The 25624-nt window shown below is 73.9% G+C and carries 26 protein-coding genes; 23 read left to right on the top strand and 3 right to left on the bottom strand.

Annotated elements, in window-relative coordinates; all coding sequences use genetic code 11:
• Positions 1-85 precede the first annotated feature (85 nt).
• From dnaE to ACZDWJ_RS08090, 4 genes are all read left to right on the top strand, one after another.
• Positions 86-3640 carry a DNA polymerase III subunit alpha gene (gene dnaE / locus ACZDWJ_RS08075; protein WP_463520425.1) on the top strand — a complete coding sequence of 1185 codons (3555 nt, stop codon included), beginning with the start codon at positions 86-88 and terminating at the stop codon, positions 3638-3640.
• Positions 3628-4209, top strand: a complete 582-nt coding sequence (locus tag ACZDWJ_RS08080) for a hypothetical protein (protein WP_463520426.1) — start codon at positions 3628-3630, stop codon at positions 4207-4209. The genes dnaE and ACZDWJ_RS08080 overlap by 13 nt, the downstream gene beginning before the upstream one ends.
• A gap of 151 nt (positions 4210-4360) precedes the next feature.
• Positions 4361-5707, top strand: coding sequence for a hypothetical protein (locus tag ACZDWJ_RS08085; RefSeq protein WP_463520427.1), 1347 nt, complete (start codon positions 4361-4363; stop codon positions 5705-5707).
• A gap of 160 nt (positions 5708-5867) precedes the next feature.
• A complete protein-coding gene (locus ACZDWJ_RS08090; protein WP_463520428.1) occupies positions 5868-7454 on the top strand; it encodes a hypothetical protein in 1587 nt (528 codons plus the stop codon).
• Between the two features lie 27 nt (positions 7455-7481).
• On the opposite strand, the gene ybaK is transcribed toward ACZDWJ_RS08090, so the two are convergent.
• Together ybaK and ACZDWJ_RS08100 are read right to left on the bottom strand one after the other, a co-directional pair.
• Positions 7482-7982, bottom strand: a complete 501-nt coding sequence (gene ybaK, locus ACZDWJ_RS08095) for a Cys-tRNA(Pro) deacylase (RefSeq protein WP_463520429.1) — start codon at positions 7980-7982, stop codon at positions 7482-7484.
• Between the two features lie 4 nt (positions 7983-7986).
• Positions 7987-8652: an LON peptidase substrate-binding domain-containing protein gene (locus tag ACZDWJ_RS08100; protein ID WP_463520430.1), complete on the bottom strand. Its 666-nt coding sequence runs from the start codon at positions 8650-8652 to the stop codon at positions 7987-7989.
• Positions 8653-8768: 116 nt separating this feature from the next.
• Here ACZDWJ_RS08100 and hisD point away from each other — a divergent pair, with 116 nt between their 5' ends.
• The 14 genes from hisD to ACZDWJ_RS08170 all read left to right on the top strand — a co-directional run bounded on the left by hisD (position 8769) and on the right by ACZDWJ_RS08170 (position 20299).
• Positions 8769-10067 (top strand): histidinol dehydrogenase, encoded by a 1299-nt coding sequence (gene hisD, locus ACZDWJ_RS08105; RefSeq protein WP_463520431.1) that lies wholly within the window; start codon positions 8769-8771, stop codon positions 10065-10067.
• 13 nt (positions 10068-10080) lie between these two features.
• On the top strand, positions 10081-11184 hold the full coding sequence (locus tag ACZDWJ_RS08110; RefSeq protein WP_463520432.1) for a histidinol-phosphate transaminase: 1104 nt from the start codon (positions 10081-10083) through the stop codon (positions 11182-11184).
• Positions 11181-11789 carry an imidazoleglycerol-phosphate dehydratase HisB gene (gene hisB / locus ACZDWJ_RS08115; protein WP_463520433.1) on the top strand — a complete coding sequence of 203 codons (609 nt, stop codon included), beginning with the start codon at positions 11181-11183 and terminating at the stop codon, positions 11787-11789. The genes ACZDWJ_RS08110 and hisB overlap by 4 nt, the downstream gene beginning before the upstream one ends.
• A complete protein-coding gene (hisH, locus tag ACZDWJ_RS08120; protein WP_463520511.1) occupies positions 11786-12433 on the top strand; it encodes an imidazole glycerol phosphate synthase subunit HisH in 648 nt (215 codons plus the stop codon). Before hisB ends, hisH begins: the two co-directional genes overlap by 4 nt.
• Before the next feature lie 15 nt (positions 12434-12448).
• Entirely contained in the window at positions 12449-12781 is a 333-nt protein-coding gene (locus ACZDWJ_RS08125) for a hypothetical protein (RefSeq protein WP_463520434.1), read from the top strand.
• Between the two features lie 12 nt (positions 12782-12793).
• Complete coding sequence (priA, locus tag ACZDWJ_RS08130) at positions 12794-13522, top strand: bifunctional 1-(5-phosphoribosyl)-5-((5-phosphoribosylamino)methylideneamino)imidazole-4-carboxamide isomerase/phosphoribosylanthranilate isomerase PriA (protein ID WP_463520435.1); 729 nt, start codon at positions 12794-12796, stop codon at positions 13520-13522.
• A 1-nt stretch (position 13523) separates the two neighbouring features.
• Entirely contained in the window at positions 13524-13988 is a 465-nt protein-coding gene (locus ACZDWJ_RS08135; RefSeq protein WP_463520436.1) for an NUDIX domain-containing protein, read from the top strand.
• The gene (gene hisF / locus ACZDWJ_RS08140; protein WP_463520437.1) at positions 13985-14758 is read left to right on the top strand and encodes an imidazole glycerol phosphate synthase subunit HisF; all 774 of its coding nucleotides are present in this window, start codon (positions 13985-13987) and stop codon (positions 14756-14758) included. Before ACZDWJ_RS08135 ends, hisF begins: the two co-directional genes overlap by 4 nt.
• A gap of 137 nt (positions 14759-14895) precedes the next feature.
• On the top strand, positions 14896-16764 hold the full coding sequence (locus tag ACZDWJ_RS08145; RefSeq protein WP_463520438.1) for an ABC transporter ATP-binding protein: 1869 nt from the start codon (positions 14896-14898) through the stop codon (positions 16762-16764).
• Positions 16761-18608 carry an ABC transporter ATP-binding protein gene (locus ACZDWJ_RS08150; protein WP_463520439.1) on the top strand — a complete coding sequence of 616 codons (1848 nt, stop codon included), beginning with the start codon at positions 16761-16763 and terminating at the stop codon, positions 18606-18608. The genes ACZDWJ_RS08145 and ACZDWJ_RS08150 overlap by 4 nt, the downstream gene beginning before the upstream one ends.
• Positions 18605-18961 carry a phosphoribosyl-AMP cyclohydrolase gene (gene hisI, locus ACZDWJ_RS08155; protein ID WP_463520440.1) on the top strand — a complete coding sequence of 119 codons (357 nt, stop codon included), beginning with the start codon at positions 18605-18607 and terminating at the stop codon, positions 18959-18961. The genes ACZDWJ_RS08150 and hisI overlap by 4 nt, the downstream gene beginning before the upstream one ends.
• Complete coding sequence (locus tag ACZDWJ_RS08160) at positions 18958-19536, top strand: Trp biosynthesis-associated membrane protein (RefSeq protein WP_463520441.1); 579 nt, start codon at positions 18958-18960, stop codon at positions 19534-19536. The genes hisI and ACZDWJ_RS08160 overlap by 4 nt, the downstream gene beginning before the upstream one ends.
• Before the next feature lie 111 nt (positions 19537-19647).
• The gene (locus ACZDWJ_RS08165; RefSeq protein ID WP_463520442.1) at positions 19648-19845 is read left to right on the top strand and encodes an HGxxPAAW family protein; all 198 of its coding nucleotides are present in this window, start codon (positions 19648-19650) and stop codon (positions 19843-19845) included.
• A gap of 16 nt (positions 19846-19861) precedes the next feature.
• Positions 19862-20299 carry a DUF2752 domain-containing protein gene (locus tag ACZDWJ_RS08170; protein ID WP_463520443.1) on the top strand — a complete coding sequence of 146 codons (438 nt, stop codon included), beginning with the start codon at positions 19862-19864 and terminating at the stop codon, positions 20297-20299.
• A gap of 83 nt (positions 20300-20382) precedes the next feature.
• Here the strand turns inward: ACZDWJ_RS08170 and ACZDWJ_RS08175 are convergent, their stop codons facing one another.
• Positions 20383-20820, bottom strand: coding sequence for a DUF4190 domain-containing protein (locus ACZDWJ_RS08175; RefSeq protein ID WP_463520444.1), 438 nt, complete (start codon positions 20818-20820; stop codon positions 20383-20385).
• Between the two features lie 225 nt (positions 20821-21045).
• On the opposite strand from ACZDWJ_RS08175, the gene trpC reads away from it, so the two are divergent.
• From trpC to lgt, 5 genes are read left to right on the top strand one after another with little or no spacing between them, the layout of a single operon-like run.
• The gene (trpC, locus tag ACZDWJ_RS08180) at positions 21046-21828 is read left to right on the top strand and encodes an indole-3-glycerol phosphate synthase TrpC (RefSeq protein WP_463520445.1); all 783 of its coding nucleotides are present in this window, start codon (positions 21046-21048) and stop codon (positions 21826-21828) included.
• Positions 21825-23102: a tryptophan synthase subunit beta gene (gene trpB / locus ACZDWJ_RS08185; protein ID WP_463520446.1), complete on the top strand. Its 1278-nt coding sequence runs from the start codon at positions 21825-21827 to the stop codon at positions 23100-23102. The genes trpC and trpB overlap by 4 nt, the downstream gene beginning before the upstream one ends.
• Positions 23099-23911, top strand: coding sequence for a tryptophan synthase subunit alpha (trpA, locus tag ACZDWJ_RS08190; protein WP_463520447.1), 813 nt, complete (start codon positions 23099-23101; stop codon positions 23909-23911). The genes trpB and trpA overlap by 4 nt, the downstream gene beginning before the upstream one ends.
• A gap of 34 nt (positions 23912-23945) precedes the next feature.
• Positions 23946-24563, top strand: a complete 618-nt coding sequence (locus ACZDWJ_RS08195; RefSeq protein ID WP_463520448.1) for an SCO family protein — start codon at positions 23946-23948, stop codon at positions 24561-24563.
• On the top strand, positions 24560-25555 hold the full coding sequence (gene lgt, locus ACZDWJ_RS08200) for a prolipoprotein diacylglyceryl transferase (RefSeq protein ID WP_463520449.1): 996 nt from the start codon (positions 24560-24562) through the stop codon (positions 25553-25555). Before ACZDWJ_RS08195 ends, lgt begins: the two co-directional genes overlap by 4 nt.
• Positions 25556-25624: the final 69 nt, after the last annotated feature.

Below are 25624 nucleotides of genomic sequence, written 5' to 3' on the forward strand. Positions count from 1 at the left end.
CAGGTCCTTCCCCGAGCCCGGTCGCGGCGGCCGCTGCCACCCGACCCTGTCCACCCACCTCACCCTGCGGGAGCGCGTCCGACCCATGGCGACCGGAGACTCGTTCGTCCACCTGCACGTCCACACCGAGTACTCCATGCTCGACGGCGCGTCGTTGCTCGACGGCCTGTTCTCCCGCGTGGTCGACCTCGAGATGCCGGCCATCGCGATGACCGACCACGGCAACCTGCACGGGGCCTACGACTTCTACTCCAAGGCGCGGCGGGCCGGCGTGAAGCCGATCATCGGCATCGAGGCCTACATCACCCCCGGCACCCCGCGCGGCGAGCGCCGCCGGGTGCGCTGGGGCAAGGGCGACCTCGCCGAGGAGGGCGGCGACGACGTCGCCGGCGGCGGCGCCTACACGCACATGACGATGTGGGCCGAGAGCACGGAGGGCATGCACAACCTCTTCCGGCTCTCCTCGCGCGCCAGCCTCGAGGGCTTCTTCTACAAGCCGCGCATGGACAAGGAGATCCTGGCCGAGCACAGCAAGGGCCTGATCGTCTCCACCGGCTGCCCCAGCGGCGCCATCCAGACCCGCCTGCGCCTGGGCCAGTACGACGAGGCCGTCCGCGAGGCCGGCGAGCTGCAGGACATGTTCGGCCGCGACAGCGTCTTCCTCGAGCTGATGGACCACGGCATCTCGATCGAGAAGCGGGTCCGCGACGACCTCCTCCGGCTCGGCCGCGAGCTCGGCATCCCGCCGCTGGCCACCAACGACTCCCACTACAACAACCCCGAGGACGCCGACGCCCAGGACGCCCTCATCTGCGTGGCCTCCGGCAAGCGGCTCTCCGATCCCAACCGCCTGAAGTTCGACGGCGGTGGCTACTACATCAAGTCGGCCGCCGAGATGCGCGCCCTGTGGGCCGACGAGCTCGGCATGCCCGAGGCGTGCGACAACACCCTGGCCATCGCCGAGCGCTGCGAGGTGGAGTTCACCGAGTCCACCGGCGGCTACATGGCCCGCGCCGACATCCCGGCGGGGGAGACCGAGGAGAGCTGGTTCGCCAAGGAGGTCTGGCGCGGCATCGAGCACCGCTACCCCGGCGAGCGCCTCGACCAGGCCGTGCGCGACCGCGTCGAGATGGAGCTCGGCGTCATCTCCCAGAAGGGCTACTGCGGCTACTACCTCGTGGTCGCCGACTTCATCCAGTGGGCCAAGGACAACGGCATCCGCGTCGGTCCGGGCCGTGGCTCCGGTGCGGGCTCGATCGCCGCCTACGCCCTGCGCATCACCGACCTGTGCCCGCTGGAGCACGGCCTGTTCTTCGAGCGGTTCCTCAACCCCGAGCGTCCCTCGATGCCCGACTTCGACATCGACTTCGACGACCAGCGCCGCGCCGAGGTCATCCAGTACGTCGCCGACAAGTACGGCAGCGACAAGGTCGCCTACATCGCCACCTTCGGCCGGCTGAAGTCCAAGGCCGCCATCAAGGACGCCGCGCGCGTCCTCGACCACGGCTTCGCGATCTCCGACCGCATCACCAAGGCGATGCCCGCCGACGTCATGGGCAAGGGCGTCCCGCTCAAGGAGCTCTTCAACTCCGAGCACAAGCGCTACAACGACGGCCAGGAGTTCCGGGCCCTCCACGCCGCCGACCCCGACGTCCGCAAGATCTACGAGACCGCCGTCGGCCTCGAGGGCCAGATCCGCAACTGGGGCGTCCACGCGGCGGGCGTCATCATGTCCAGCAAGCCGCTCATCGACATCGTCCCGATCATGGCCCGGCCCCAGGACGGCGCGGTCATCACCCAGTTCGACTACCCCATGTGCGAGTCGCTGGGCCTGGTCAAGATGGACTTCCTGGGCCTGTCCAACCTCCACATCCTCGACGACGCCCTGGCCAACATCGAGGCCAACCGGGGCGAGAAGGTCGTGCTCGAGGAGGTCGCCTTCGACGATCGCGCCACCTACGAGCTGATGGGCCGCGGCGACACCCTCGGCGTCTTCCAGCTCGATGGCGGCGGCATGCGCGCGCTGCTGCGCTCGATGCAGCCCGACCAGTTCGCCGACATCACGGCCGTCTCCGCGCTCTACCGTCCGGGTCCGATGGGCGCGGACTCACACAACAAGTACGCCCGCCGCAAGAACGGCCGCGAGCCGATCGAGCCGATCCACCCGGCGCTGGCCGAGGCCCTCGAGCCGGTGCTGGGGGAGACCTACGGCCTGATCGTCTACCAGGAGCAGGTGATGGCGATCGCGCAGGTGCTCGCCGGCTTCACCCTGGGCGCCGCCGACAACCTGCGTCGCGCGATGGGCAAGAAGAAGAAGGAGGAGCTCGACAAGCAGTACGCCGGGTTCCAGCAGGGCATGCTCGACCGCGGCTACCCGCAGAAGGCGATCGACACGCTCTGGGAGATCCTGCTCCCGTTCTCCGACTACGCCTTCAACAAGTCCCACTCCGCCGCCTACGGCGTCATCACCTACTGGACCGCCTACCTCAAGGCCAACTACCCCACCGAGTACATGGCCGCGCTCCTCACCTCGGTGAAGGACGACAAGGACAAGATGGCGGTCTACCTCAACGAGTGCCGCCGGATGAAGATCCAGGTGCTCCCGCCCGACGTGAACGAGTCCTCCCACGACTTCACCCCCGTCGGCACCGACATCCGCTTCGGCATGACCGCCGTGCGCAACGTGGGCGCGAACGTCGTCGACCACATCGTCGCGGCCCGGCGCGAGAAGGGCCGGTTCACCGACTTCAACGACTTCATGGCCAAGATCCCGTTGCAGGCCTGCAACAAGCGGGTCCTGGAGTCGCTGGTCAAGGCCGGCGCCTTCGACGACCTCGGCCACCGACGGCGCGCGCTCGTCGCGGTCCACGAGACGGCCGTCGACCAGTACGTCGACATCAAGAAGAACGAGGCGATCGGCCAGGACTCCCTCTTCGGGGGCCTCGACGACCTCGACTCCGGTGGCTCCTTCGGCGTCACCGTGAACCTGCCCGACATCGACGAGTGGGACAAGACCACCCTGCTCGCCCACGAGCGCGACATGCTCGGGCTCTACGTCTCCGACCACCCGCTGCTCGGCCTCGAGCACGTGCTGGCCCAGGGCACCGACTGCACCATCGGCCAGCTGCTGCTCGACGAGGAGCGCGCCGACGGCAGCCCCATCGTCCTGTGCGGCCTGGTCACCTCGGTGCAGCGCAAGATCACCAAGAAGGGCGACCCGTGGGCGATGGTCACCCTCGAGGACCTCGACGGCGCCATCGACGTGCTGTTCTTCCCCAGTGCCTACCAGCTGGCCTCGATCCACCTCGTCCAGGACGCCATCATCACCGTCAAGGGCCGGGTCTCGCGCAGCAAGGACCAGCCCGAGCTGCACGGCCAGGAGGTCTCGGTCCCCGACCTCAGCGACGGCCCATCGGGTCCGGTGGTCATCTCGCTACCGTCCACCCGGTGTACTGGTCCCATGGTCGAACAGCTGCGTGACGTGCTCATCACGCACCCGGGCCTGACCGAGGTGCGGCTGCGGCTGCTCACACGGGAGGCCACCAAGGTGATGAGACTCGACGACCGGCTGCGGGTCACGCCCACGCCGGCGCTGTTCGCCGACCTCAAGCAGCTCCTGGGGCCGGGATGTCTGAGCTGAGCGCGCAGCCGGCCACCACGCCGGAGCCCACCGAGCCGGCCGACGCGGACCGCCCGGACGCCCCGTCCTTCCGGGAGCGCTGGGTGCCGAGCCTGGTGCAGGCGGCGATCGTCGTCGTCGTGCTCGCCGCGGCCGGGGCGCTGGGCGGATGGCTGTGGCACCACCTCTACGACGTCCCCCAGGGCGTCGCGATCCGCCAGCAGTGGATCGGCCTCGACGAGACCGACTACCGCGATCTCTTCGGCGGCACGGCGCTCTTCGCCCTCATCGCCGGCGTCGGCGGGCTCGTGCTCGGCGTGCTGCTCGCGGTGCTCCTCGACCGCGACGAGCTGATCACCCTCGCCGCGCTCGTGGTCGGCGCGCTCCTGGCCGCCTGGATCATGACCCTGCTCGGGGAGCACCTGGGCAACCCCGACCCCGACGTCGTCGCCCGCACCGCCAAGGACGGCACCAAGATCCCCGGTGACCTCACCCTCGGCTCGCCTGCCGTCGGCCTGCTCTGGCCGGCCGCGGCCAGCCTGGGTGCGATGCTGGTGTTCTTCTTCCTGCCCCGGCGCCGCCGGGGCTGACGGCCCAGGCGGTCCCGCCGAGGGGGTGCGATGAGCGATCGGTTCCTCGAGGCCCCGCTGGTCGACGTCCTCGGCCCGCCGCCGCGTACGCCCCTGGCTGCTCCCCGCCGGACTGGTCCTCGCGCTCGCGATCGGCGGCATCGCCTGGGGTGTGACCTGGTTCCGCTCCGACGGACCGCAGGCGGCGCAGGCCGTGCCGGCCGACGCCCTGGCCTACGTCGGCCTCACCCTCGATCCCAGCGGAGAGCAGAAGCTGGACGCCGTGCGCGCGCTGCGTCGACTCCCCGATCTCACCCGGCCCCTCGGCCTCGGTGGCGACGTCGGCGCCCAGGACCTGCGCGAGCGGCTCGCCGCCGCGCTGCTCGCGCCGGCGGACTGTCCGGCGCTGTCCGCCTCGGAGGTCGACGCCTGGCTGGGCGACCGTGCGGCAGTGTCACTGATGCCGCGGGACGGCACCGCGCGCACCGTGCTGACCCTCCAGGTGCGCGACGACGCCGCGGCTCGCGCGGACCTGAGCACGCTCGCCGGGTGCCTGCGCGAGGCCGGTCATCCGGTGGGCGTGGACGTCGCCGACGGGTGGGCGGCGCTCGCCGCCGACGCCGCCACCGCCCGGGCCTCGCTGGCCGACGCGGCGCGCTCCTCCCTGGCCGACGACCCCGACTTCCAGCGCTGGACCACGGCCGCGGGGGAGCGCGGCGTCCTGACGGGCTACCTCGCACCGGGGGCGCCGGGTCGTCTGCTCGCGCTCGACCCGGTCGGCCGCGCGGCCGACGACGACGCGCTCGCGGTCCTGCGTCGCCTCCCCGCGGTGGGTCTGCAGGTGCGCTTCTCCGGCTCCGGCCTGCAGGCGGAGGCGGCCACCGCGCCGCCGCACGGGACGCCTGAGGACCGCGCCGGCCCGGGGGCCTCCGACCTCCTGCGACGGCTGCCGGTCGACACCCGTGTGGCGCTGGCGCTCGGTGCGAGCCGGGTGTCCGCCGCGCGCCTGAGCGCGGCCGCGCAGCGACTGGACCGTCCACTGGCCTTCCTGCGGACCCTCCCCGGCCTCGGCGCCCTCCCCGACGCCGTCGACCTGCTGAGGATGCTCACCTCCGGCGTGGCGATCGGCGTCGGGCCGGACACCGGCACGACGCCGCCGGTCGCGGTGGTCGTCGGCTCCACCGAGCCGTCGGTGCGCACCGTGCTCCTCACGACCGCGAGAGCCCTCGGCGCTCCGGATGACCGCACGCTGGTCGCCACCGTCGACGGCCGCACCATGCTGACCACCGCGCCGTCGTGGATGCAGCTGCTGGTCGCCGGTGGTGCCCTCGCCGACTCCGCGCTCATGCGCGGCGTCCTCGATGACCGCACGGCCCGGGTGCTGGGCGTCGCCGACCTCTCCTCGATCATCGACGCGCTGGGCCGCAGCGCCGGGCTGGGAGCGCTCAGCGCCGCGTCGGTGCGCGGCACCACCGAGGACGGCGTCCTGCGGCTGCAGGCCGACGTCCGGCTCGACTGAGCACCTCGGCGCGAGGAGCGGCTGCGCCGAGCGCGCGGATGTGGTGTGCTTCTGCCTGCTCGTCGCATCGCGTCGGGCCAACCCCACATCCACGACCCCGCCGCGCAGCTCGACGTCGACGTCGATGCCTCCGGGCCGGGCCCACTCGGAGGCTCCCCTCATGACCGACCCCACCGCTGCTGGCGAGCCCGGCACCCCGACCGTCGACATCCTCGGTCCGACCCCCGCCCGCCGCGGCGGCCGTCGTGGCCCCTGGCTGATCGGTGGCGCGCTCGTCACCGCCCTCGCCGCGGGCGGCGTGGCCTGGGGCGTCACCTGGTACAAGTCCGACGGCGCCCAGGCCGCCGAGGCGGTGCCCGCGAACGCCATCGCCTACGCCGGTCTGACCCTCGACCCCAGCGGCGAGCAGAAGCTCGACGCGCTGCGGGCGTTCAAGCGGTTTCCCGAGCTGCGCGACCAGCTCGACCTCGGCAAGGACCTCGGCGACGTCGACCTGAACCGGACCCTCGCCAAGCTCGTGCTCGGCGACCTCGACTGCCCGCAGGTCAGCCTCGACGACGTCGACGGCTGGCTCGGCGAGCGGGCCGGCCTGGCCGCGCTGCCGGCCGACTCCAAGGACGACGTCACGCCGCTGCTGACCCTCGAGGTCACCAACGACGACGACGCCGCCCGCGACCTGAAGGACCTCATCGCCTGCTCCGGCGACGATCAGCTCGGTGCCGCCGTGTCCGATGGCTGGGCGGCCATCAGTGACTCCGACGCCCACGCCCGCGAGGCGCTGGCCGACGCGTCGTCCTCCTCGCTGGCCGAGGACGACGACTTCCAGCGGTGGACCTCCGAGGCCGGCGACCAGGGCGTGCTCACCGCCTACGTCGCGCCCCGGGCGGCCACCTACCTGGAGTCGGCGTTCACCGACCTCCTCAGCGACACCACCGGCGTCAGCCTCGGCGACACCGAGCTCGAGCCGGTCCGCAGGGCCGTGAAGGCCTTCGAGGGCGCCGGCCTCCAGGCCGGCTTCGACGGCGACGCGCTCACGCTCACCACCGCGGGCGGGTTCGGCACGGAGACGAGCAAGCGACCCGAGGACGGCGTCCGGGCCACGGACCTGCTCCGCAGGCTGCCTGACGACACCGCCGTCGCCCTCGCGGTCGGCGCCCAGCCCCCGCTGAGCGAGGAGGACCGCGCCGCCGTCGAGGGCGCCTACCGCAAGGGCGTGGAGAGCAGCCTCGGCACCTCCGGCCTGACCGGCTCCGAGCGGGACCTGGCCCGCCGCATGGTCGCCGAGGGCCCGTCCTACGTCGACGTGCTCGACCTGCTGCGCGGCGGCTTCGCCCTCGCCGTCGGACGCTCGTTCTTCGACACCCAGGGCGACACCCTGCCGATCGCCCTCGTGGTGCCCGGCGACGGCAGCGGAGCAGCGGCGCTGCTCAAGCAGGTCGGCTCGATGTTCGGCGTGCCCGTCGACGAGCTGGTGCGCCAGGAGACCCGCGACGGCCGCACCGTGATCGGCGCGGACGAGACCTTCAACGACGCGATCCTCGACGGCGGCGACCTCGGCTCCGCCGCCGGCTTCAAGAAGGTCGTCCCCGAGGGCGACCTGGTCGGCGGCCTCTACGGCGACCTCGGTCCGATCCTGGCCTCCTTCGACCAGGACGACACGCTCGGCGCGCTCGACCGCGTCGGACTCGGCACCACGACCGACGACGACGGCACCGTGCACCTGCGGCTGCGCCTGACGACGAAGTGAGCCCCGCCCGCCACGGGCGGGCAGGCCTCAGCGGCCGATGACGGCCACGCTGGCCCCGGTGAGATCGACGAGATCCGCCGGGGCCAGCTCCACGTCCAGGCCGCGTCGGCCGCCGGAGACCAGGATGGTGGCGTGGTCGAGCGCCGAGGCGTCGACGACGGTGGGCAGCGGGCGGCGCTGGCCCAGCGGGGAGATGCCGCCGACGACGTACCCGGTGGACCGCTCGGCGGCCGCCGGGTCGGCGAGCGCCGCCTTCGAGCCGCCCCGGGCGCGGGCGAGCGCCTTGAGGTCGAGCTGGCCGGTGACGGGCACGACGGCCACGGTGAGCGCGCCGTCGACGGCGGCCAGGAGCGTCTTGAAGACCCGCTCCGGCTCGACGCCGAGCGCGGCCGCCGCCTCCAGGCCGTAGCCGCCGCCGGCCGCGGCCGCGCGGGGATCGTGCTCGTAGGGGTGCAGCGTGAACGCCACGCCGGCGCGCTCGAGCAGCACGGTGGCCGGGGTGCCGCCGGCCTCGCGTCGTCGGGCCATCGGGCTAGTTCGGCGACCAGCGGGTGCGGGCCACCTGCGTGGCCGGCAGCGAGGGGATGACGTTCATCGCGCGCAGCTCGGTGCGCAGCAGCTGCGTCACCAGCGCCAGCCGGTCGCCGGCGTCCTCGGCCTCGAGCAGCGACTGGCGCTCCGACATCGGCAGGGGAGCGCAGGCCGCGAGGGCCCACGACAGCACGCCGGGGTCCTGCGGGAGGGTGCCGGAGAACGGATCGGCGGCCAGCTCGGCCATCGCGACGCGGTAGGCGGTGAAGGTGGCCCGCGCCTGCTCGAGCACCTCGGGGGAGACCTGGGAGGTCGCCTCGGGCATCTCGCGCGCGTCGGCGACGGGGAAGGGACCCGAGGGGTCGACCCGCTCGATCTCGATGCGGTCGAGCCCGACGCCGACGACCGAGAAGGTGCCGTCGGGGTGGGACTCCACCTCGGTGAGTCGCACCCGCACGCCCGTGCGGTAGACCGACTGGCCGCCGTGGTCGCCGACCTCGTAGCCCTCGCGGATGCCGACGCTGCCGAAGACGCGGTCGGTGGGGTCCTCGATGCGCAGCAGGTGGTGCACGAGCGCGCGATAGCGGTCCTCGAACACGTGCAGCGGGATGCTCATGCCCGGGAAGAGCACGGAGTTGAGGGGGAACATCGGCAGCCGCGCGATCACCGCACCAACCTAGCGCCCGCCCGGCGCACCGCCAGCGGTGTGGCCCGTCCGACACGGGGTTCCCACCCCACGGAACCGGCATTCGTGCGGCGTCGGCGCCTTCGTAGACTGGCCCCATGATCCGACGCATCGACCTGCGAGGGGCCGGTCCCGAGACCGACTACCGCGCAGCCGTGCCCCGTGCCGACTTCGACGTCGAGGCCGCGGTCCCGGCGGTGCACGCGATCTGCGAGGCCGTGCGCGAGCGCGGCGTCGAGGCGATCCTGGAGTTCAACGAGCGCTTCGACGGCGTCCGCATCGACGACGTCCGGGTGCCCGCCGAGGCCCTGCAGCAGGCTCTCGCCGAGCTCGACCCGGCCATCCGCGCCGGCCTCGAGGAGTCGATCGCCCGCCTGCGCCTGACCTGCGCCGCCGAGCTCGAGACCGACGCCGTCACCGACCTCGGCCCCGGGGCCCGCGTCACCCACCGCAAGGTGCCGATGAACCGCGTCGGCCTCTACGTGCCCGGCGGCCTCGCGCCGCTGGTGAGCAGCGTCGTCATGAACACCGTGCCGGCGCAGACCGCCGGCGTCGGCTCGATCGCGCTGGCCAGCCCGCCGCAGAAGGAGTTCGGCGGCCTGCCGCACCCCACGATCCTCGCGGCCTGCGCGCTGCTGGGCGTCGAGGAGGTCTACGCCGTCGGCGGCGCCCAGGCCATCGCGATGTTCGCCTACGGCACCGGGCCGTGCCGCAAGGTCGACCTCGTCACCGGCCCCGGCAACATCTGGGTCGTCACCGCCAAGCGCATCCTCAAGGGCCTGGTCGGCATCGACTCCGAGGCCGGCCCCACCGAGATCGGCATCCTCGCCGACGACACCGCCGACGCCGCCCACGTCGCCGCCGACCTCATCAGCCAGGCCGAGCACGATCCGCTCGCCGCCGCGGTGCTGGTGACCCCGAGCGAGGCCCTCGCCGACGCCGTCCTCGCCGAGCTCGACACGCAGGTGGCCGCCACCAAGCACGTCGAGCGCGTGCGCACCGCCCTCACCGGCGTGCAGTCGGGCATCGTGCTCGTCGACGACCTCGAGCAGGGGCTGGCCGTCATCGACGCCTACGCCGCCGAGCACCTCGAGATCCAGACCGCCGATGCCGCCGCCTGGGCCGCGCGGGTCACCAACGCCGGTGCGATCTTCGTCGGCCCCCACGCCCCGGTGAGCCTCGGCGACTACTGCGCCGGCTCCAACCACGTGCTGCCCACCGCGGGCTGCGCATGCCACTCCTCGGGCCTCTCGGTGCGCGCGTTCACCAAGTCGGTGCACGTCATCGAGTACGACCGCGAGGGCCTCGCGGCCGTCGCCGACCACGTCGTCACGCTGGCCGAGGCCGAGGACCTGCCGGGCCACGGCGCGGCGGTCCGCGTCCGCTTCGCCGACTGAGCGCGGGGGAGTCATGGTCTTCCCCCCGCTGCGCGAGGAGCTGCGCGGCCTGGAGCCGTACGGCGCGCCGCAGCTGGACGTCCCCGTCCAGCTGAACGTCAACGAGAACCCGTACGGGCCCTCCGAGGCGTGCATCGCCGACATCGCCGCGTCGGTCTCGCGCGCCGCCGCGACCCTCAACCGCTACCCCGACCGCGAGTTCGTCGAGCTGCGCGCCGGCCTGGCCGCCTACCTCAGCCGCGACACCCAGCCCACCCGCGGGTTCTCGATCACCCCTGAGCAGGTGTGGGCCGCCAACGGCTCCAACGAGGTCATGCTGCAGCTGCTGCAGGCCTTCGGCGGTCCCGGCCGCACGGCGCTCAGCTTCGCGCCGACCTACTCGATGTACCCCGAGTACGCCCGCGACACCAGCACCCGCTGGGTCCAGGGCCGCCGCAGCGACGACTTCGCGATCGACCTCGACGCCGCCGAGGCGCTCGTGCGCACCGAGCGGCCCAGCGTCGTCCTGCTGCCGAGCCCGAACAACCCCACCGGCACCGCGCTCCCGCCCGAGGCCGTCGCCCGGCTGTGCGCGGCCGTCGGCGACGACGGCGTCCTGGTGGTCGACGAGGCGTACGGGGAGTTCCGCCGCGCCGGCACCCCGAGCGCCCTGGAGCTGCTGCCCGAGCACCGCAACCTGGTGGTCTCGCGCACCATGAGCAAGGCGTTCGCCGGCGCGGGCCTGCGGCTGGGCTACCTCGCCGCCGCCCCCGCCATCTGCGACGCCATCCGCGTCGTGCGCCTGCCCTACCACCTCTCGGCGGTCACCCAGGCCACCGCGCTGGCCGCGCTGCGGCACACCGACGAGCTGCTGAGCCAGGTCGACGCGCTGCGCGTCGAGCGCGACCGCACCGTCGCGTGGCTGCGCGAGCAGGGACTGCAGGTGGCCGACACCGACGCGAACTTCGCGCTGTTCGGCACCTTCGCCGACCGGCATGCTGTGTGGTCGGGGCTGCTGGACCGCGGAGTGCTCATCCGCGAGGTCGGCCCCGACGGTTGGCTCCGGGTGTCCATCGGCACCCCGGAGGAGATGGCCGCGTTCCGTGAGGCGCTGGTCGAGGTGAGGAGAGAGCTGTGAGCCGTACCGCCCGCATCGAGCGTGAGACCAAGGAGTCGAAGGTCCTCGTCGAGGTGAACCTCGACGGCACCGGCCGGCACCAGGTGTCCACCGGGGTCGGCTTCTACGACCACATGCTCTCCTCCTTCTCCCGCCACGCGCTGGTCGACCTCACCGTGCAGGTCGAGGGCGACGTGCACATCGACGCCCACCACACCGTCGAGGACACCGCCATCGTGCTCGGCCAGGCGCTGCGCGAGGCCTTGGGCGACAAGTCCGGCGTGCGCCGCTTCGGCGACGCCACCGTGCCGCTCGACGAGGCGCTCGTGCAGGCCGTCGTCGACGTCTCCGGTCGGCCCTACTGCGTGCACACCGGCGAGCCCGAGGGCCAGCAGTACGTCGTGCTCGGCGGCTCCGGCGTCGGCTACCTCGGCTCCCTGACGCGCCACGTCTTCGAGACGATCGCCTTCCACGCCCACCTCGCGCTCCACGTGCGGGTGCTCGCGGGCCGCGAGCCGCACCACATCGTCGAGACCCAGTTCAAGGCCTTCGCGCGGGCCTTCCGCGACGCCGTCGCGATCGACCCGCGCGAGAGCGGCGTGCCATCGACCAAGGGCACGCTCTGAGCACCCCGAGGGTCGTCGTCCTCGACTACGGCAGCGGGAACCTCCGCTCGGCCGTGCGCGCCGTCGAGCGCGCCGGCGCCGAGGTCGAGCTGACCAGCGACTTCGAGGCCGGCCTCGCCGCCGACGGCCTGCTCGTGCCCGGCGTGGGCGCCTACGCCGCCTGCATGGCCGGGCTGCGCGCGGTCAAGGGGGAGCGGCTCATCGGCCGTCGCCTGGCCGGCGGACGCCCGGTGCTGGGCATCTGCGTGGGCATGCAGATCCTCTTCGCCCGCGGCGTCGAGCACGGCGTCGAGACCGAGGGCTGCGACGAGTGGCCCGGCGTCGTCGAGCGGCTGCAGGCGCCGGTCGTGCCGCACATGGGCTGGAACACCGTCGAGGCGCCCGAGGGCACCCGCATGCTCGCCGGCATCGAGCACGAGCGGTTCTACTTCGTGCACTCCTACGGCGTGCGGGAGTGGACCCTGGTCACCAACGACCGCACCGAGGCGCCCAAGGTCGTGTGGGCCGAGCACGGCCCCGCGGGCGCGTCCGACCGGTTCGTCGCGGCGGTGGAGAACGGCCCGCTGTGGGCCACCCAGTTCCACCCCGAGAAGTCCGGCGACGCCGGCGCGGCGCTGCTGCGCAACTGGGTCGCGACCCTCTGACCGGCGGCGCGGACCATGTCGAAGGAGCGGGCCCGACGCCGGGCCGAGCGCGAGGAGCAGGCGGCCGTGCTGGCCGCCGCGCGGGCGGCCGAGGTCGAGCGACGAGAGCGTCGTCAGGCCCGGCGTGACGCCGTCGCCCGGGTGCTCCCGCGTCCGGCGCTCCGACCGGCCCAGGGTCTGCTCGCCCAGCGTCGCCGTCGTCAGGTCACTGCGCTCGTCGTGCTCCTCGTCCTGGTCAACCTGCTCGTCGTGGCGTTCACCGTCACCTGGGCGCCGCGGGCGCTCGCCCTGGCGGTCTCCGTGATCGCCGCCCCCATGCTGTACACCGTGCTGTTCCGCCGCTCCTAGGAAGACCTTGCGATGACCTACCTCCAGCTCCTGCCCGCCGTCGACATCACCGAGGGCCAGGCCGTCCAGCTCACCCAGGGCGTCGCCGGCTCCGAGCGGGCCTACGGCGACCCGATCGCCGCGGCCCTGCGCTGGCAGGAGGCCGGCTCGGAGTGGCTGCACCTCGTCGACCTCGACGCCGCCTTCGGGCGCGGCTCGAACCGCGAGCTGCAGGCCGAGATCGTCGGCCGCCTCGACATCGACGTCGAGATGAGCGGCGGCATCCGCGACGACGAGTCGCTGGCCGCGGCGCTGGCCACCGGCTGCCGTCGGGTCAACATCGGCACCGCCGCGCTGGAGAGCCCCGAGTGGTGCGCCCGGATCATCGCCGAGCACGGCGACCGCATCGCCATCGGCCTCGACGTCCGCGGCCGCACGCTGGCCGCGCGCGGCTGGACCCGCGAGGGCGGCGACCTCTACGAGACCCTCGCCCGCCTCGACTCCGAGGGCTGCGCGCGCTACGTCGTCACCGACGTCAACAAGGACGGCATGCTCCAGGGCCCGAACCTGCAGCTGCTCCGCGACGTCTGCGCCGCCACCGACGCCCCGGTCATCGCGTCCGGCGGCGTCACCACCCTCGAGGACATCGAGGCGCTGATGGGCCTGGTCGACGACGGCGTCGAGGGCGCCATCGCCGGCACCGCGCTCTACGAGGGTCGGTTCACCCTCGAGGACGCCCTCGCGCTGACCCGGGGCCGCTGAGATGGCCGCGGAGGCGGGCGCACGCCTGCACCACACCGAGTACCACGTGCGGCTGGCCGCCTACGCCTGGATCGTCGAGGACGACCAGGTGCTGCTGACCTGGTGGAACGGCGAGGGCCGCCGCGACCCCGCCTGGACGCTGCCCGGCGGCGGCGTCGAGTTCGACGAGGCGATCCTCGACGGCCTGGTGCGCGAGGTCCGCGAGGAGACCGGCTTCGACGTCGAGCCCGGGGCGCCCCTGGCCGAGCACTTCGTCACCTTCCGTCGCGAGGGCGAGGCGCCCCTGCGCCTGCAGCGCTTCGTCCACCGCGCCCGGATCGTCGGCGGCGAGCTCGGCACCCTCGAGGTCGGCGGCTCCACCGACTTCGCGCAGTGGATGCCGCTGGACCAGGTCGCCGCGCAGCCCGCGCGCGCCGAGGTCGTCGACGTGGCGCTGGCCGCGCACCGCGCGGAGGTCGGCGCATGAGCCTGGCCGTGCGGGTGATCCCGTGTCTCGACGTCGACGGCGGCCGCGTCGTCAAGGGCGTCAACTTCACCGAGCTGCGCGACGCCGGCGACCCCGTCGAGCTGGCGCGGCTCTACGACGCCGAGGGCGCCGACGAGCTGACCTTCCTCGACATCTCCGCCTCCCACCAGGGCCGCGCGACGACGATGGAGATCGTCTCGCGCACCGCCGAGGAGGTCTTCATCCCGCTGACCGTCGGCGGCGGCGTCGCCTCGGTCGAGGACGTCGACCGGCTGCTGCGGGCGGGCGCCGACAAGGTCGGCGTCAACACCGCCGCGATCCGGCGTCCCGAGCTGATCGCCGAGATCGCCGACCGGTTCGGCAACCAGGTGCTCGTGCTCTCCGTCGACGCCCGTCGGGTGCCGGCCGGGGGAGCGGCCACCGACTCCGGCTTCGAGGTGACCACCCACGGCGGCCGTCAGTCCGCCGGCGTCGACGCCCTCGCCTGGGCGGTGCGCGCCGCCGAGCTGGGCGCGGGGGAGATCCTGCTCAACTCGATGGACGCCGACGGCACCCGCGACGGCTTCGACCTCGAGCTGCTGCGGGCGGTTCGCGCCGAGGTGAGCATCCCGGTGATCGCCTCCGGCGGCGCCGGTGCGCTGGAGCACTTCGCCCCGGCCGTCGAGGCCGGCGCCGACGCCGTCCTGGCCGCCTCGGTCTTCCACTTCGGCACCCTGCGCGTCGACGAGGTCAAGGGCGCGCTGCGCGAGGCCGGCCACCCCGTGCGCTGACGCCTCGCCACGGCGCCTGCCGTGTCCTCGAGGATGCGGCGCGTGTCGGCGCCGCGGAATAGCGTGGCCCCGGGTCGGGTTGTCCGACGGGTCCGGAGCGCGGCTCCGGCCAGGCCCGCGGAGCGAGGGGAGAGCGTGTGACGACGGAGGCGGCCGAGCGCACCACGGACGGAGCGGCCGACGCGAGCGCGGGCGTCCCCGCGGGCGCCGGCGACACCACGCCGAGCGTGCGTCCCGCGACCACCCGCGACGGCTTCGCGGTCATCGGCGAGGCCATCCGTCGCGAGCCGTGGGTCTTCACCGTCTCCACCCTCGGCAGCGTGCTCTTCGGCGCGCTCACCGTGGCCGACGCCTGGGTGCTCGGCTGGTCCACCGACCACGTCCTGCTGCCGGCCTTCCGCGACGGCGAGATCGGCGGCGGCCTCCTGTGGGCCGTCGTCGGCCTGTTCGTCGGCGTCGCGATCCTGCGGGCCGTCGGCATCGTCGCGCGCCGCCTCGGCGCCGGCATCATGCAGTACCGCATGCAGGCCCACAGCCGCCGCGCCGTCACCCGGCAGTACCTCCGCCTGCCGATGTCGTGGCACCAGCGCCACCCCACCGGCGAGCTGCTCTCCAACGCCAACTCCGACGTCGAGGCCGCCTGGGGCCCGATCGCGCCGCTGCCGATGGCCGTCGGCACGGTCGCGATGATGGCGATCGCCGTCGCCCAGATGCTGTTCACCGACGTCGTCCTGGCGTTGGTCGGGCTCCTGGTCTTCCCGGCGGTCATCACCGCCAACCTCTTCTACCAGCGGCTCTCCTCGCCGCTGATGACCCGCGCCCAGCAGCTGCGCGCCGAGCTCAGCGAGGTCGCCCACGAGTCCTTCGACGGCGCGCTCGTCGTCAAGACCCTCGGCCGCGAGCGCGAGGAGACCGCCCGGTTCGCCGCGAAGGCCGGCGAGCTGCGCGAGGTCAACATCCGCGCCGGCCGCATCCGCGCCGCGTTCGACCCCGCGCTGGCCGCCCTGCCGAACCTCGGCGTGCTCGTGGTGCTGGCCGTCGGCGTCGAGCGGGTCAGCACCGGATCCACGGCCGCCGGCGACGTCGTCACGATCGCCTACCTGCTCACGGTCGTCTCCTTCCCGATCCGCTCGATCGGCTGGCTGCTGGGGGAGTTCCCGCGCAGCGTCGTCGGCCACCGCCGCGTCAGCGCGGTGCTCCAGGCCACCGGCGAGATGCCCTACGGCACCGCGTCCGTGCCGCCGTCCCACCGGGGCGCGCGCCTGGAGTTCGACGGCGTCGCCTACGGCTACGACCCCGGCCAGCCGCTGCTGCGGGAGGTCGACCTCGCCGTCGAGCCCGGTCGCAGCGTCGCGCTGGTCGGCGCCACCGCGTCGGGCAAGTCGACGCTCACCTCGCTGGTCACCCGTCTCGTCGACCCCGACGCCGGGCGCCTCACCCTCGACGGCGTCGACCTGCGCGACCTCGCCCCCGGCGAGCTGGCGAAGGCCATCGCGGTGGTGCCGCAGACCGCCTTCCTCTTCGACGACACCGTGCGCGGCAACGTCACCCTCGGCGCCGAGCTGCCCGACGACGCCGTCTGGGACGCTCTGCGCGCGGCCCAGGCCGAGGACTTCGTCCGCGAGCTCCCGCACGGCCTCGACACCCGTCTCGGCGAGCGCGGCACCTCGCTGTCGGGCGGTCAGCGACAGCGCATCTCGCTGGCCCGCGCGCTGGTGCGCCGGCCGCGCCTGCTGGTGCTCGACGACGCCACCTCCGCCGTCGACCCCGAGGTGGAGGGCCGCATCCTCGCCGCGCTGCGTCGAGGGTCGGGGGAGGATCCCAGCCTGCTGGTCGTGGCCTACCGCAAGGCCACGATCGCCCTGGCCGACGAGGTGATGCACCTCGAGGACGGCCGGATCGCCGCACGCGGCACCCACGAGGAGCTGCTGGCCACCAGCCCCGCCTACGCCCGGCTGGTCAACGCCTACGAGGTCGACGCCGCGGAGCGGGAGGCCGCCCGATGAGCGCCACCGCCGCCGGCACCGCCGGACAGGCCGTCGACACCGGCGAGCAGATCGGCGCGATGGAGACCATCCGCCTGGGCATGCGGCACTCCCCGGAGCTGCGCGAGGGCCTCGGCGTCACCCTGATGCTGGCCGTGCTCGCCTCGGTCGGCCAGGTCGTCGTCCCGATCGCCGTCCAGCAGACCCTCGACCGCGGCCTGGGCGCCGAGGGCGGCCCCGACGTCGGCTTCACCGTGCTCATGGGGGTGGCCGCGTTCGCCGCCACCGTGCTCACCGGCTTCGCCTCCTTCGGCATGACCAGCCGGCTCTTCCGCGCCGCGGAGCGCGGTCTGGCGACGCTGCGCACCAAGGCGTTCCGCCACGTCCACGACCTGCCGGTGCTCACCCAGAACACCGAGCGCCGCGGCGCGCTGGTCGCGCGCGTCACCAGCGACGTCGACCAGGTCAGCCAGTTCCTGGTCTTCGGCGGCCTGCTGTTCGTCGTCTCGATCGGCCAGGTGCTCGTCGCCACCGTCGTGATGGCCGTCTACAGCTGGCAGCTCGCCCTCGTGGTCTGGCTGTGCTTCGCGCCGCTGTTCGCCTCGCTGCGCTTCTTCCAGCGCAAGCTCTCCGACGCCTACGGCACCGTGCGGCGCCAGGTCGGCCTGCTGCTCTCGGCGGTCTCCGAGCCCGTCGTCGGCGCGGGCGTCGTCCGCGCCTACGCCGTCCAGGACCGCACCCAGGCCCGCATCGACGACGCCGTCGACGCCTTCCAGGCCGCGAGCACCCGCGCCCAGGGCTTCACCGCCTTCTCCTTCTCCCTCGGCGGCATCTCCGGCGGCCTGGCCAACGCCGGCGTGATCGTCGGCGGCGTCTGGCTCGGCTTCGCCGGCGACATCACCGCGGGCGAGGTGCTGGCCTTCGCCTTCCTCGTCTCGCTGTTCGTCGGCCCGGTGCAGATGGGCACCCAGATCCTCACCGACGCCCAGAACGCGATCGCGGGCTGGCGCCGGGTGCTCGGCATCCTCGAGACCCCCGCCGACCTCGTCGACCCCGGCGATCAGGGCGCCGAGCTGCCGCGCGGCCCGATCCACGTGCGCTTCGACGGCGTCGACTTCGCCTACCCCGGCGGCCGCCCCGTGCTGCGCGGCGTCGACCTCGACATCGCCCCCGGCACCCGGGTGGCGGTCGTGGGGGAGACCGGCTCGGGCAAGTCGACCATCGCCAAGCTCCTCACCCGGCTCATGGACGTCTCCGAGGGTCGCGTGCTGCTCGACGACGTCGACGTGCGGCAGATCCGCCAGGAGAGCCTGCGCCGCAGCGTCGTCCTCGTGCCGCAGGAGGGCTTCCTCTTCGACGACACGATCGCCGCGAACCTCGCCTACGGCCGAGCCGGCGCCACCGACGCCGAGCTCGTGGCCGCCGCCGACGAGCTGGGCCTCGGCGACTGGCTCGCCAGCCTGCCCCACGGACTGGCCACCCAGGTCGGTCAGCGCGGCGAGGCGCTCTCGGCCGGCGAGCGCCAGCTCGTCGCGCTGTGGCGCGCCCAGCTGGCCGATCCCGACCTGCTGGTGCTCGACGAGGCCACCAGCGCCGTCGACCCCGCGCTGGAGATGCGCATCGGCCGCGCGCTGGACTCCCTGATGTCCGGGCGCACCAGCGTCACCATCGCCCACCGACTCTCCACCGCCGAGAACGCCGACGAGGTCGTCGTCGTCGACCGCGGCGAGGTCGTGCAGCGCGGACCGCACGCCGAGCTGGTCGCGCAGCCCGGCACCGCCTACGCCCGACTCCACGCCTCGTGGGTCGCCCAGCAGGGGCGCGGTCCGGCCGGTGTGGCCGCGGCTGCGATCATGGACGCGTGAGCCTCGACCCCGCGATCGCCGCACGCCTCAAGCGCACCCCCGACGGGCTGGTGCCCGCCGTCGCGCAGCAGCACGACTCCGGCGAGGTCCTGATGCTCGGCTGGATGGACGACGAGGCCCTCCACCGCACCCTCACCAGCGGCCGGGCCACCTACTGGTCGCGCTCGCGCCAGGAGTACTGGGTCAAGGGCGACACCTCCGGTCACGTCCAGTGGGTCCACGAGGTGCGCCTGGACTGCGACGGCGACACGATCCTGCTCAAGGTCGACCAGATCGGCGCCGCCTGCCACACCGGCGACCACACCTGCTTCGACGCCGACCGGCTCGACGCCGTCGGGGGTGCCTCGGAGTGAGGCGCACCTTCGGGCCCGTCGTGCTGCTCGGCCTGGCCTCGGGCACGCTCGCGGCCGTCTCCGGATCGAAGCCGTGGGTGCGGCCCACGGCGGGCGACGGCACCACCGCCGACCTCGCGCAGTTCCTCGCCACGGGCGCCGACCGCGGCGAGGTGCCGGTCGTCACCTCCCTCGCGCTCGTCGCCCTCGCCTGCTGGGGGGTCGTGCTCGTGGCGCGCGGTCGCGTGCGGCGCGCGGTCGCCGGGCTCGGCGCGCTGGCGGCGCTCGGCACCCTCGCGGCCGCGATCGACGCCTGGGTCCGGCTCGCCGACCGCGTGCGCACCGACGTCTCGGCCTCGGTGGGCCAGGGCGTGCAGGTCGGTCACACCGGCTGGGCCTACGCCGGCTCGGTCGGGGTGGTGCTGCTCGTCCTGGCCACCGTCGTCGCCGTGCGCGCGGTGCCGTCCTGGCCCGAGATGGGCTCCCGGTACGACTCGCCCACGGGCGCGCCCGAGCCGGTCGCCCCCGCCACCGAGGACGCCTCGAACCTCGACCTCTGGCGGGCGATCGACGCCGGCGAGGACCCCACCGCCTGACCCTCCGGGCCCCGACTACACTGGCGCCCGTCGGCCGCGGGTGATCGCGGCCGGCCCGCACATCCGCGCCGACCGGCTCCCGACCGGTCGCGATCCACCGAGGAGCCCCGCATGTCCAGCAGCCACGGCAACACCCCCGCAGCCTGGAGCGCCGTGGTGGTCGGCCTGCTCGGCTTCATCATCGGCAGCATCGGCCTCATGCTCGACCCCATCAGCTACCCGGTCTTCTGGGCCGGCGTGATCGTCACCCTGGCCGCCGGCGTCGTCTTCGGCGTCATGGCCAAGCTGGGCTACCACGAGGGTCACTGACCCTCCTCCCTGCGACATGACGCTGGCGCCCGCAGGCCCGCAGGTCGCGCCCTCGCGGCGCGACCGGATGCGCGCGCCCGTCCTGACGATCGGCGGCCTCGCGGCCGCCACGCTCGCCCTGCGCCTGCGCGACCCACACCAGCAGGGCTCCTGGGGCGTGTGCCCGCTCGCCGCGATGGGCGTCTACTGCCCCGGCTGCGGCGGCCTGCGCGCGGTCAACGACCTCACCCACGGCGAGGTCCTCGCCGCGGCGTCGAGCAACCTGCTGCTCGTCGTCGCGATGCCGTTCCTCGTGCTCCTGCTCGGGGCCTGGGCCTGGGGCCGATGGCGTGGCGTGCGCCGCGTCGTCCCGGCTCCGCGCACGTCGACGCCGTGGATCGTCCTCGGCGTGGTGGTGGTGCTCGGCTTCACGGTGCTGCGCAACCTGCCGGTCGGCTCCTGGCTCGCCCCCTAGATCCCGTCGCATCGCACGAGAGGGCCCCGTCACGCAGCGTGACGGGGCCCTCTCGCGGTGCGGCGGCGGTGGCGCCTGAGGCGTCAGGCGCCCTGCATGTCGAAGTTGAGGTCGATCGCGCCGGTGGCGACCAGGATCAGCCACACGATCCACAGCACCACGCCGATGGATCCGGCGATGATGCCGGTCAGGGCCTGGCCGGAGCCGGTGAGGCGTCCGTTGCTGCGCTCGATGTCGCGCCGGGCGATGACGCCGAGCACGATGCCGACGATCGCCGCGGGGATGAGCAGGCCGCAGCAGATGGAGAGCACGCCGACCAGGCCGGTGATCATCGAGGCCAGCGCCTTGCCCGAGCTGGACGGAGCGCCGCCGTCGGCGGGGCCGCCCCATCCGGGCGGGGGCGGGCCGCCGTACCCGCCGGGCGGCGGCGGGGGAGCGCCGTAGCCACCGGGCTGCCCCGGCGGAGGCGGCGGGGGCGTGGAGCCGTAGTCGGGCGGCTGCGGGGGCTCGTACGAGCTCATGGGGGTCTCCCTCGAAGATGCGGCTGGTGACCGGCGATCGGTCCTCGCCGAGCGCTGGAGTCGCTCACCCTAGTCGGCCCCGGATGCCGGGGGCCGGACGACGTGCCGCCGATCACCTCGGCCGCGCCCCGCACCGGACACGATGCCGGGCCTGGGCAGCGGCGTGACAGACTCGAGGGCACGAACCGCACCCGGCACCGCCGGACCGACCCAGGAGCGCACGGCATGTCTGTCCTCGACGAGATCGTGGCCGGCGCCCGCCTCGACCTCGACGTCCGCCGGTCCCAGATCCCCGAGGCCGACCTGCGCGCGGCGCTCGCGGACGTCGACCCGCCCCGCGACCCGATGCCGGCCTTCCGAGCCGCCGGGTCCAGCGTGATCGCGGAGGTGAAGCGACGCAGCCCCAGCAAGGGCGACCTCGCCGACATCCCCGACCCCGCGGTGCTCGCCGCCCGCTACGCCGCCGGCGGCGCGGCCGCGATCAGCGTGCTCACCGAGCAGCGCCGCTTCAACGGCAGCCTCGACGACCTCCGCGCGGTGCGTGCCGCCGTCGACGTCCCCCTGCTGCGCAAGGACTTCATCGTCGAGGAGTACCAGCTGCTCGAGGCGCGGGCCGCCGGCGCCGACCTCGCCCTGCTCATCGTCGCCGCGCTCGACGACGACCGGCTGCGCGCCCTCCACGACCACGCCCGCGAGCTCGGCCTGACCGTGCTCGTCGAGGTGCACGACGAGGCCGAGACCGAGCGGGCGGTGGCGCTGGGCGCCGAGCTCATCGGCGTCAACGCCCGCAACCTCAAGACCCTGGCGGTCGACGACGCCACGTTCGGCCGCCTCGCCCCGCTCATCCCCGACGACCGCGTCAAGGTCGCGGAGTCCGGCATCACCGGCGTGGCCGACGTCCGACGCTTCGTCGGCGAGGGCGCCCGCGTGGTGCTGGTGGGCGAGGCACTGGTGAAGGACGGCGACCCCGAGTCCGGGGTCCGATCGATGACGGGAGTGATGGCATGACCCTCCACGCCGAGCAGGCGCAGTCCACCACCGGGAGCGCGTACGCGGCCGACGCCCTCGGCTGGTTCGGCGGCTTCGGCGGCCGGTTCATGCCCGAGGCCCTCATCGCGGCCCTCGACGAGCTCACCGTCGCCTGGACCGAGGCCATGGCCGAGCCCGCCTTCATCGCCGAGTTCGAGGCGATCCTGCGCGACTACGCCGGTCTTCCGAGCCCGCTCTACCACGCCACGCGGCTCTCCGAGCGCGTCGGCTGCCGGGTGCTCCTCAAGCGCGAGGACCTCAACCACACCGGCGCGCACAAGATCCGCAACGTCCTCGGGCAGGCCCTGCTCACCAAGCGGATGGGCAAGAAGCGGGTCATCGCCGAGACCGGCGCCGGCCAGCACGGCGTCGCCAGCGCCACGGCGGCCGCCTACTTCGGGCTCGACTGCACCGTCTACATGGGCGCCGTCGACACCCGCCGTCAGGCGCTCAACGTGGCCCGCATGAACCTCCTCGGCGCCACCGTGGTGCCGGTGGAGTCCGGCAGCGCCACGCTGAAGGACGCCATCAACGAGGCCATGCGCGACTGGGTCGCCAGCGTCGACCACACCGCCTACCTGTTCGGCACCGCCGCCGGTCCGCACCCGTTCCCGAGCATGGTGGGCGCCTTCACCCGCGGCATCGGCGACGAGGCCCGGGCCCAGTGCCTCGAGCAGTACGGCGTGCTGCCCGACGCCGTGGCCGCCTGCGTGGGTGGCGGCTCGAACGCCATCGGCCTGTTCACCGCCTTCCTCGACGACCCCGACGTCGCCGTCTACGGCTTCGAGGCCGGCGGCGACGGCGTCGACACCCCGCGTCACGCGGCCACGATCCACGCGGGCGCCACCGGCGTCCTGCATGGCGCGCGCACCTACGTGCTGCAGGACGACGACGGCCAGACCGTGGAGTCCCACTCGATCTCCGCCGGCCTGGACTACCCGGGCGTCGGCCCGCAGCACGCCCACCTCGCCGCCATCGGCCGCGCCCAGTACCTCCCGGTCACCGACACCGAGGCGATGGACGCGCTCGCGCTGCTGAGCCGCGTCGAGGGCATCATCCCGGCCATCGAGACCGCCCACGCGGTCGCCGGCGCGCTGAAGGTCGCCGAGGAGCTCGCGGCCACCAAGGGGCCCGACGCCACCGTGCTGATCAGCCTCAGCGGTCGCGGCGACAAGGACATGGGCACGGTCATGGAGTGGTTCGGCCTCGGCGACGCCGCCCGTGGCGGCCAGGGCGAGGAGGGCTCCGCGTGAGCGTCCGCACCGCCTTCGACGCCGCCCGTGCCGAGGGCCGCGCCGCGCTCGTCGGCTACCTGCCCGCCGGCTACCCCGACGTCCCCGGCGCCATCGAGGCGCTGACGGTGATGGTCGACGCCGGCTGCGACGTCATCGAGATCGGCCTGCCCTACACCGACCCCGTGATGGACGGCCCCACGATCCAGGCGGCCGCGCAGGCCGCGCTCGAGGGCGGCGTCCGCACCGCCGACGTGCTGCGCACGGTCGAGGCGGTCGCGGCCACCGGCACCCCCACCGTCGTCATGACCTACTGGAACCCGATCGAGCGCTACGGCGTCGAGCGGTTCGCCGACGACCTGGCCAGCGCCGGAGGCGCGGGCCTGATCACCCCCGACCTCACCCCGGACTTCGCGCCGGAGTGGGTGGCGGCCGCCGACGAGCGAAACCTGGACAAGATCTTCCTGGTCGCGCCGTCCTCGACCCCCGAGCGCGTCGCGATGACCACCGCGGCCAGCCGTGGCTTCGTCTACGCCACCGCGGTCATGGGCGTCACCGGCGCCCGCGCCACCACCAGCGACCTCGCCGGTCCGCTGGTCGGGCGCACCAAGGACGCCATCGACGCGCAGGGCACCGGTCTCCCGGTCGGCGTCGGCCTCGGCGTCAGCAACGGCGACCAGGCCGCGGAGGTGGCCGGCTACGCCGACGGCGTCATCGTCGGCTCGGCCTTCGTGCGCACCCTGCTCGACCACGCCCACGACCGCCAGGCCGGGCTGAAGGCCCTGCAGGCGCTCACCGAGGACCTCGCAGGCGGCGTCCGGCGTGGCTGAGGCTGCTCGACGCGGGGGAGTGCGGTCCCGGCGGGTGCGCACCGCGCTGGCCGGCGCGGTGTCCGCGCTGCTCCTCGGCTCGCTCGCCGCGTGCGGCGGCTCGGCGTCCAGCGGCGCCTCGTCGTTCTCCGGACGCGAGGTCAGCCCGCCCTTCACCGTGGCCTCCACCAGCCTCACCGACACCGAGGGCCGGCCCTACGAGCTGCGCTCGGGCAGCGGCCGCACGCTGACCCTGGCGTTCTTCGGCTACACCCACTGTCCGGACATCTGCGGGCTGGTGATGGGCAACCTCGCCGCCGCGATGACCCGTCTGGACGCCGCCGATCGCAAGCGCGTGCAGGTCGTGTTCGTGACCACCGACCCCGCCCGCGACACCGGCCCGGTGCTGCGGCGCTACCTCGACCGGCTCGACCCGGGCTTCGAGGGCCTCACCGGCAGCCTGAAGGACATCATCGCCCTGGGCCGCTCGATCGCCGTCGGCGTCACCGACGGGCAGCGCCTGCCCACCGGCGGCTACGACCTCAACACCCACAGCACCCAGGTCACCGGGATCGCCTCCGACGGGAAGGCGCCGGTGTTCTGGTCGCAGAGCACCTCGGCCGCGCAGTACGCCGCCGACATCCACACCTACCTCACCCAGGGGATGCCGTGACCATCGCTCTCGAGGCCCTCGTGCCCCACGCCGCCGGCCTCCTGCCGATGAGCATCCCGAGCCCGTCCGAGGGCGTGTGGCACCTCGGCCCGCTGCCGATCCGCGGCTACGCCCTCTCGATCATCCTCGGCATCGTCGTCGCGGTCGTGATCGCCGAGCGGCGCTGGGCCGCGCGCGGTGGTCGGATCGGCGAGATCCAGGACCTCGCGCTGTGGGCGGTGCCCTTCGGCGTCGTCGGCGGCCGGCTCTACCACGTGGCCACCGACTCCGATCTGTACTTCGGCGAGGGCAAGCGCCCGATCGAGGCCCTCTACGTCTGGAACGGCGGCCTCGGCGTCTGGGGCGCGGTCGCGCTCGGCGCCCTCGGCGTCGTCATCGGCGCCCGCCGCGCCGGCATCCGGCTGCTGCCGGTGCTCGACGCGATCGCGCCGGGCGTGCTGGTGGCCCAGGCGATCGGCCGCTGGGGCAACTGGTTCAACCAGGAGCTCTTCGGCAAGCCCACCGACCTGCCCTGGGGCCTCTCGGTCAGCGACCGCACCGCCGTCGACGCCGGCTACCCGCCGGGCACCACCTTCCACCCCACGTTCCTCTACGAGTGCCTGTGGAACCTCGGCGCCTTCGGCATCCTCCTCTGGGCCGACCGCCGGTTCCGCCTCGGCGGCGGACGCGTCGTCGCGCTCTACGTGATGCTCTACACGCTGGGCCGCGGCTGGATCGAGACCCTGCGCATCGACGCCGTCGAGCTCTCCGACGTCGGGGGCCTGCGCTTCAACGTGTGGACCTCGATCGTGCTGTTCGTGCTCGCCGCCGCCTACTTCGTCTGGGCCACCCGGCGGGGGATGGGCCGCGAGACCGAGGTCTACGCGCCCGGTCGCGGACCCGCCGCAGAGGCCGGCGAGGACGGCGCCGAGGAGATCGTCCCGGACCCCACGGACGACGTCCTGAGCACGGAGCCGAGCGCCTCGGAGGGCCGCACCCCGTCCGACCCGTGACCCGATCCGGGCACCGATCCGCGAACCCGACGTCCAGCCTTCAGTCGTCGGGCTCGGCAGGTCGGTAAC

It is taken from the genome of Nocardioides sp. B129/18 (genome assembly GCF_055282735.1).

Excerpts from the sequence above, each read along its gene's own strand:
- dnaE (WP_463520425.1), top strand. The coding sequence starts at position 86 with ATGGCGACCGGAGACTCGTTCGTCCACCTGCACGTCCACACCGAGTAC.
- ACZDWJ_RS08080 (WP_463520426.1), top strand. The coding sequence starts at position 3,628 with ATGTCTGAGCTGAGCGCGCAGCCGGCCACCACGCCGGAGCCCACCGAG.
- ACZDWJ_RS08090 (WP_463520428.1), top strand. The coding sequence starts at position 5,868 with ATGACCGACCCCACCGCTGCTGGCGAGCCCGGCACCCCGACCGTCGAC.
- ybaK (WP_463520429.1), bottom strand. The coding sequence starts at position 7,982 with ATGGCCCGACGACGCGAGGCCGGCGGCACCCCGGCCACCGTGCTGCTC.
- hisD (WP_463520431.1), top strand. The coding sequence starts at position 8,769 with ATGATCCGACGCATCGACCTGCGAGGGGCCGGTCCCGAGACCGACTAC.
- ACZDWJ_RS08110 (WP_463520432.1), top strand. The coding sequence starts at position 10,081 with ATGGTCTTCCCCCCGCTGCGCGAGGAGCTGCGCGGCCTGGAGCCGTAC.
- ACZDWJ_RS08125 (WP_463520434.1), top strand. The coding sequence starts at position 12,449 with ATGTCGAAGGAGCGGGCCCGACGCCGGGCCGAGCGCGAGGAGCAGGCG.
- priA (WP_463520435.1), top strand. The coding sequence starts at position 12,794 with ATGACCTACCTCCAGCTCCTGCCCGCCGTCGACATCACCGAGGGCCAG.
- ACZDWJ_RS08135 (WP_463520436.1), top strand. The coding sequence starts at position 13,524 with ATGGCCGCGGAGGCGGGCGCACGCCTGCACCACACCGAGTACCACGTG.
- hisF (WP_463520437.1), top strand. The coding sequence starts at position 13,985 with ATGAGCCTGGCCGTGCGGGTGATCCCGTGTCTCGACGTCGACGGCGGC.
- ACZDWJ_RS08150 (WP_463520439.1), top strand. The coding sequence starts at position 16,761 with ATGAGCGCCACCGCCGCCGGCACCGCCGGACAGGCCGTCGACACCGGC.
- ACZDWJ_RS08165 (WP_463520442.1), top strand. The coding sequence starts at position 19,648 with ATGTCCAGCAGCCACGGCAACACCCCCGCAGCCTGGAGCGCCGTGGTG.
- ACZDWJ_RS08170 (WP_463520443.1), top strand. The coding sequence starts at position 19,862 with ATGACGCTGGCGCCCGCAGGCCCGCAGGTCGCGCCCTCGCGGCGCGAC.
- ACZDWJ_RS08175 (WP_463520444.1), bottom strand. The coding sequence starts at position 20,820 with ATGAGCTCGTACGAGCCCCCGCAGCCGCCCGACTACGGCTCCACGCCC.
- trpC (WP_463520445.1), top strand. The coding sequence starts at position 21,046 with ATGTCTGTCCTCGACGAGATCGTGGCCGGCGCCCGCCTCGACCTCGAC.
- trpB (WP_463520446.1), top strand. The coding sequence starts at position 21,825 with ATGACCCTCCACGCCGAGCAGGCGCAGTCCACCACCGGGAGCGCGTAC.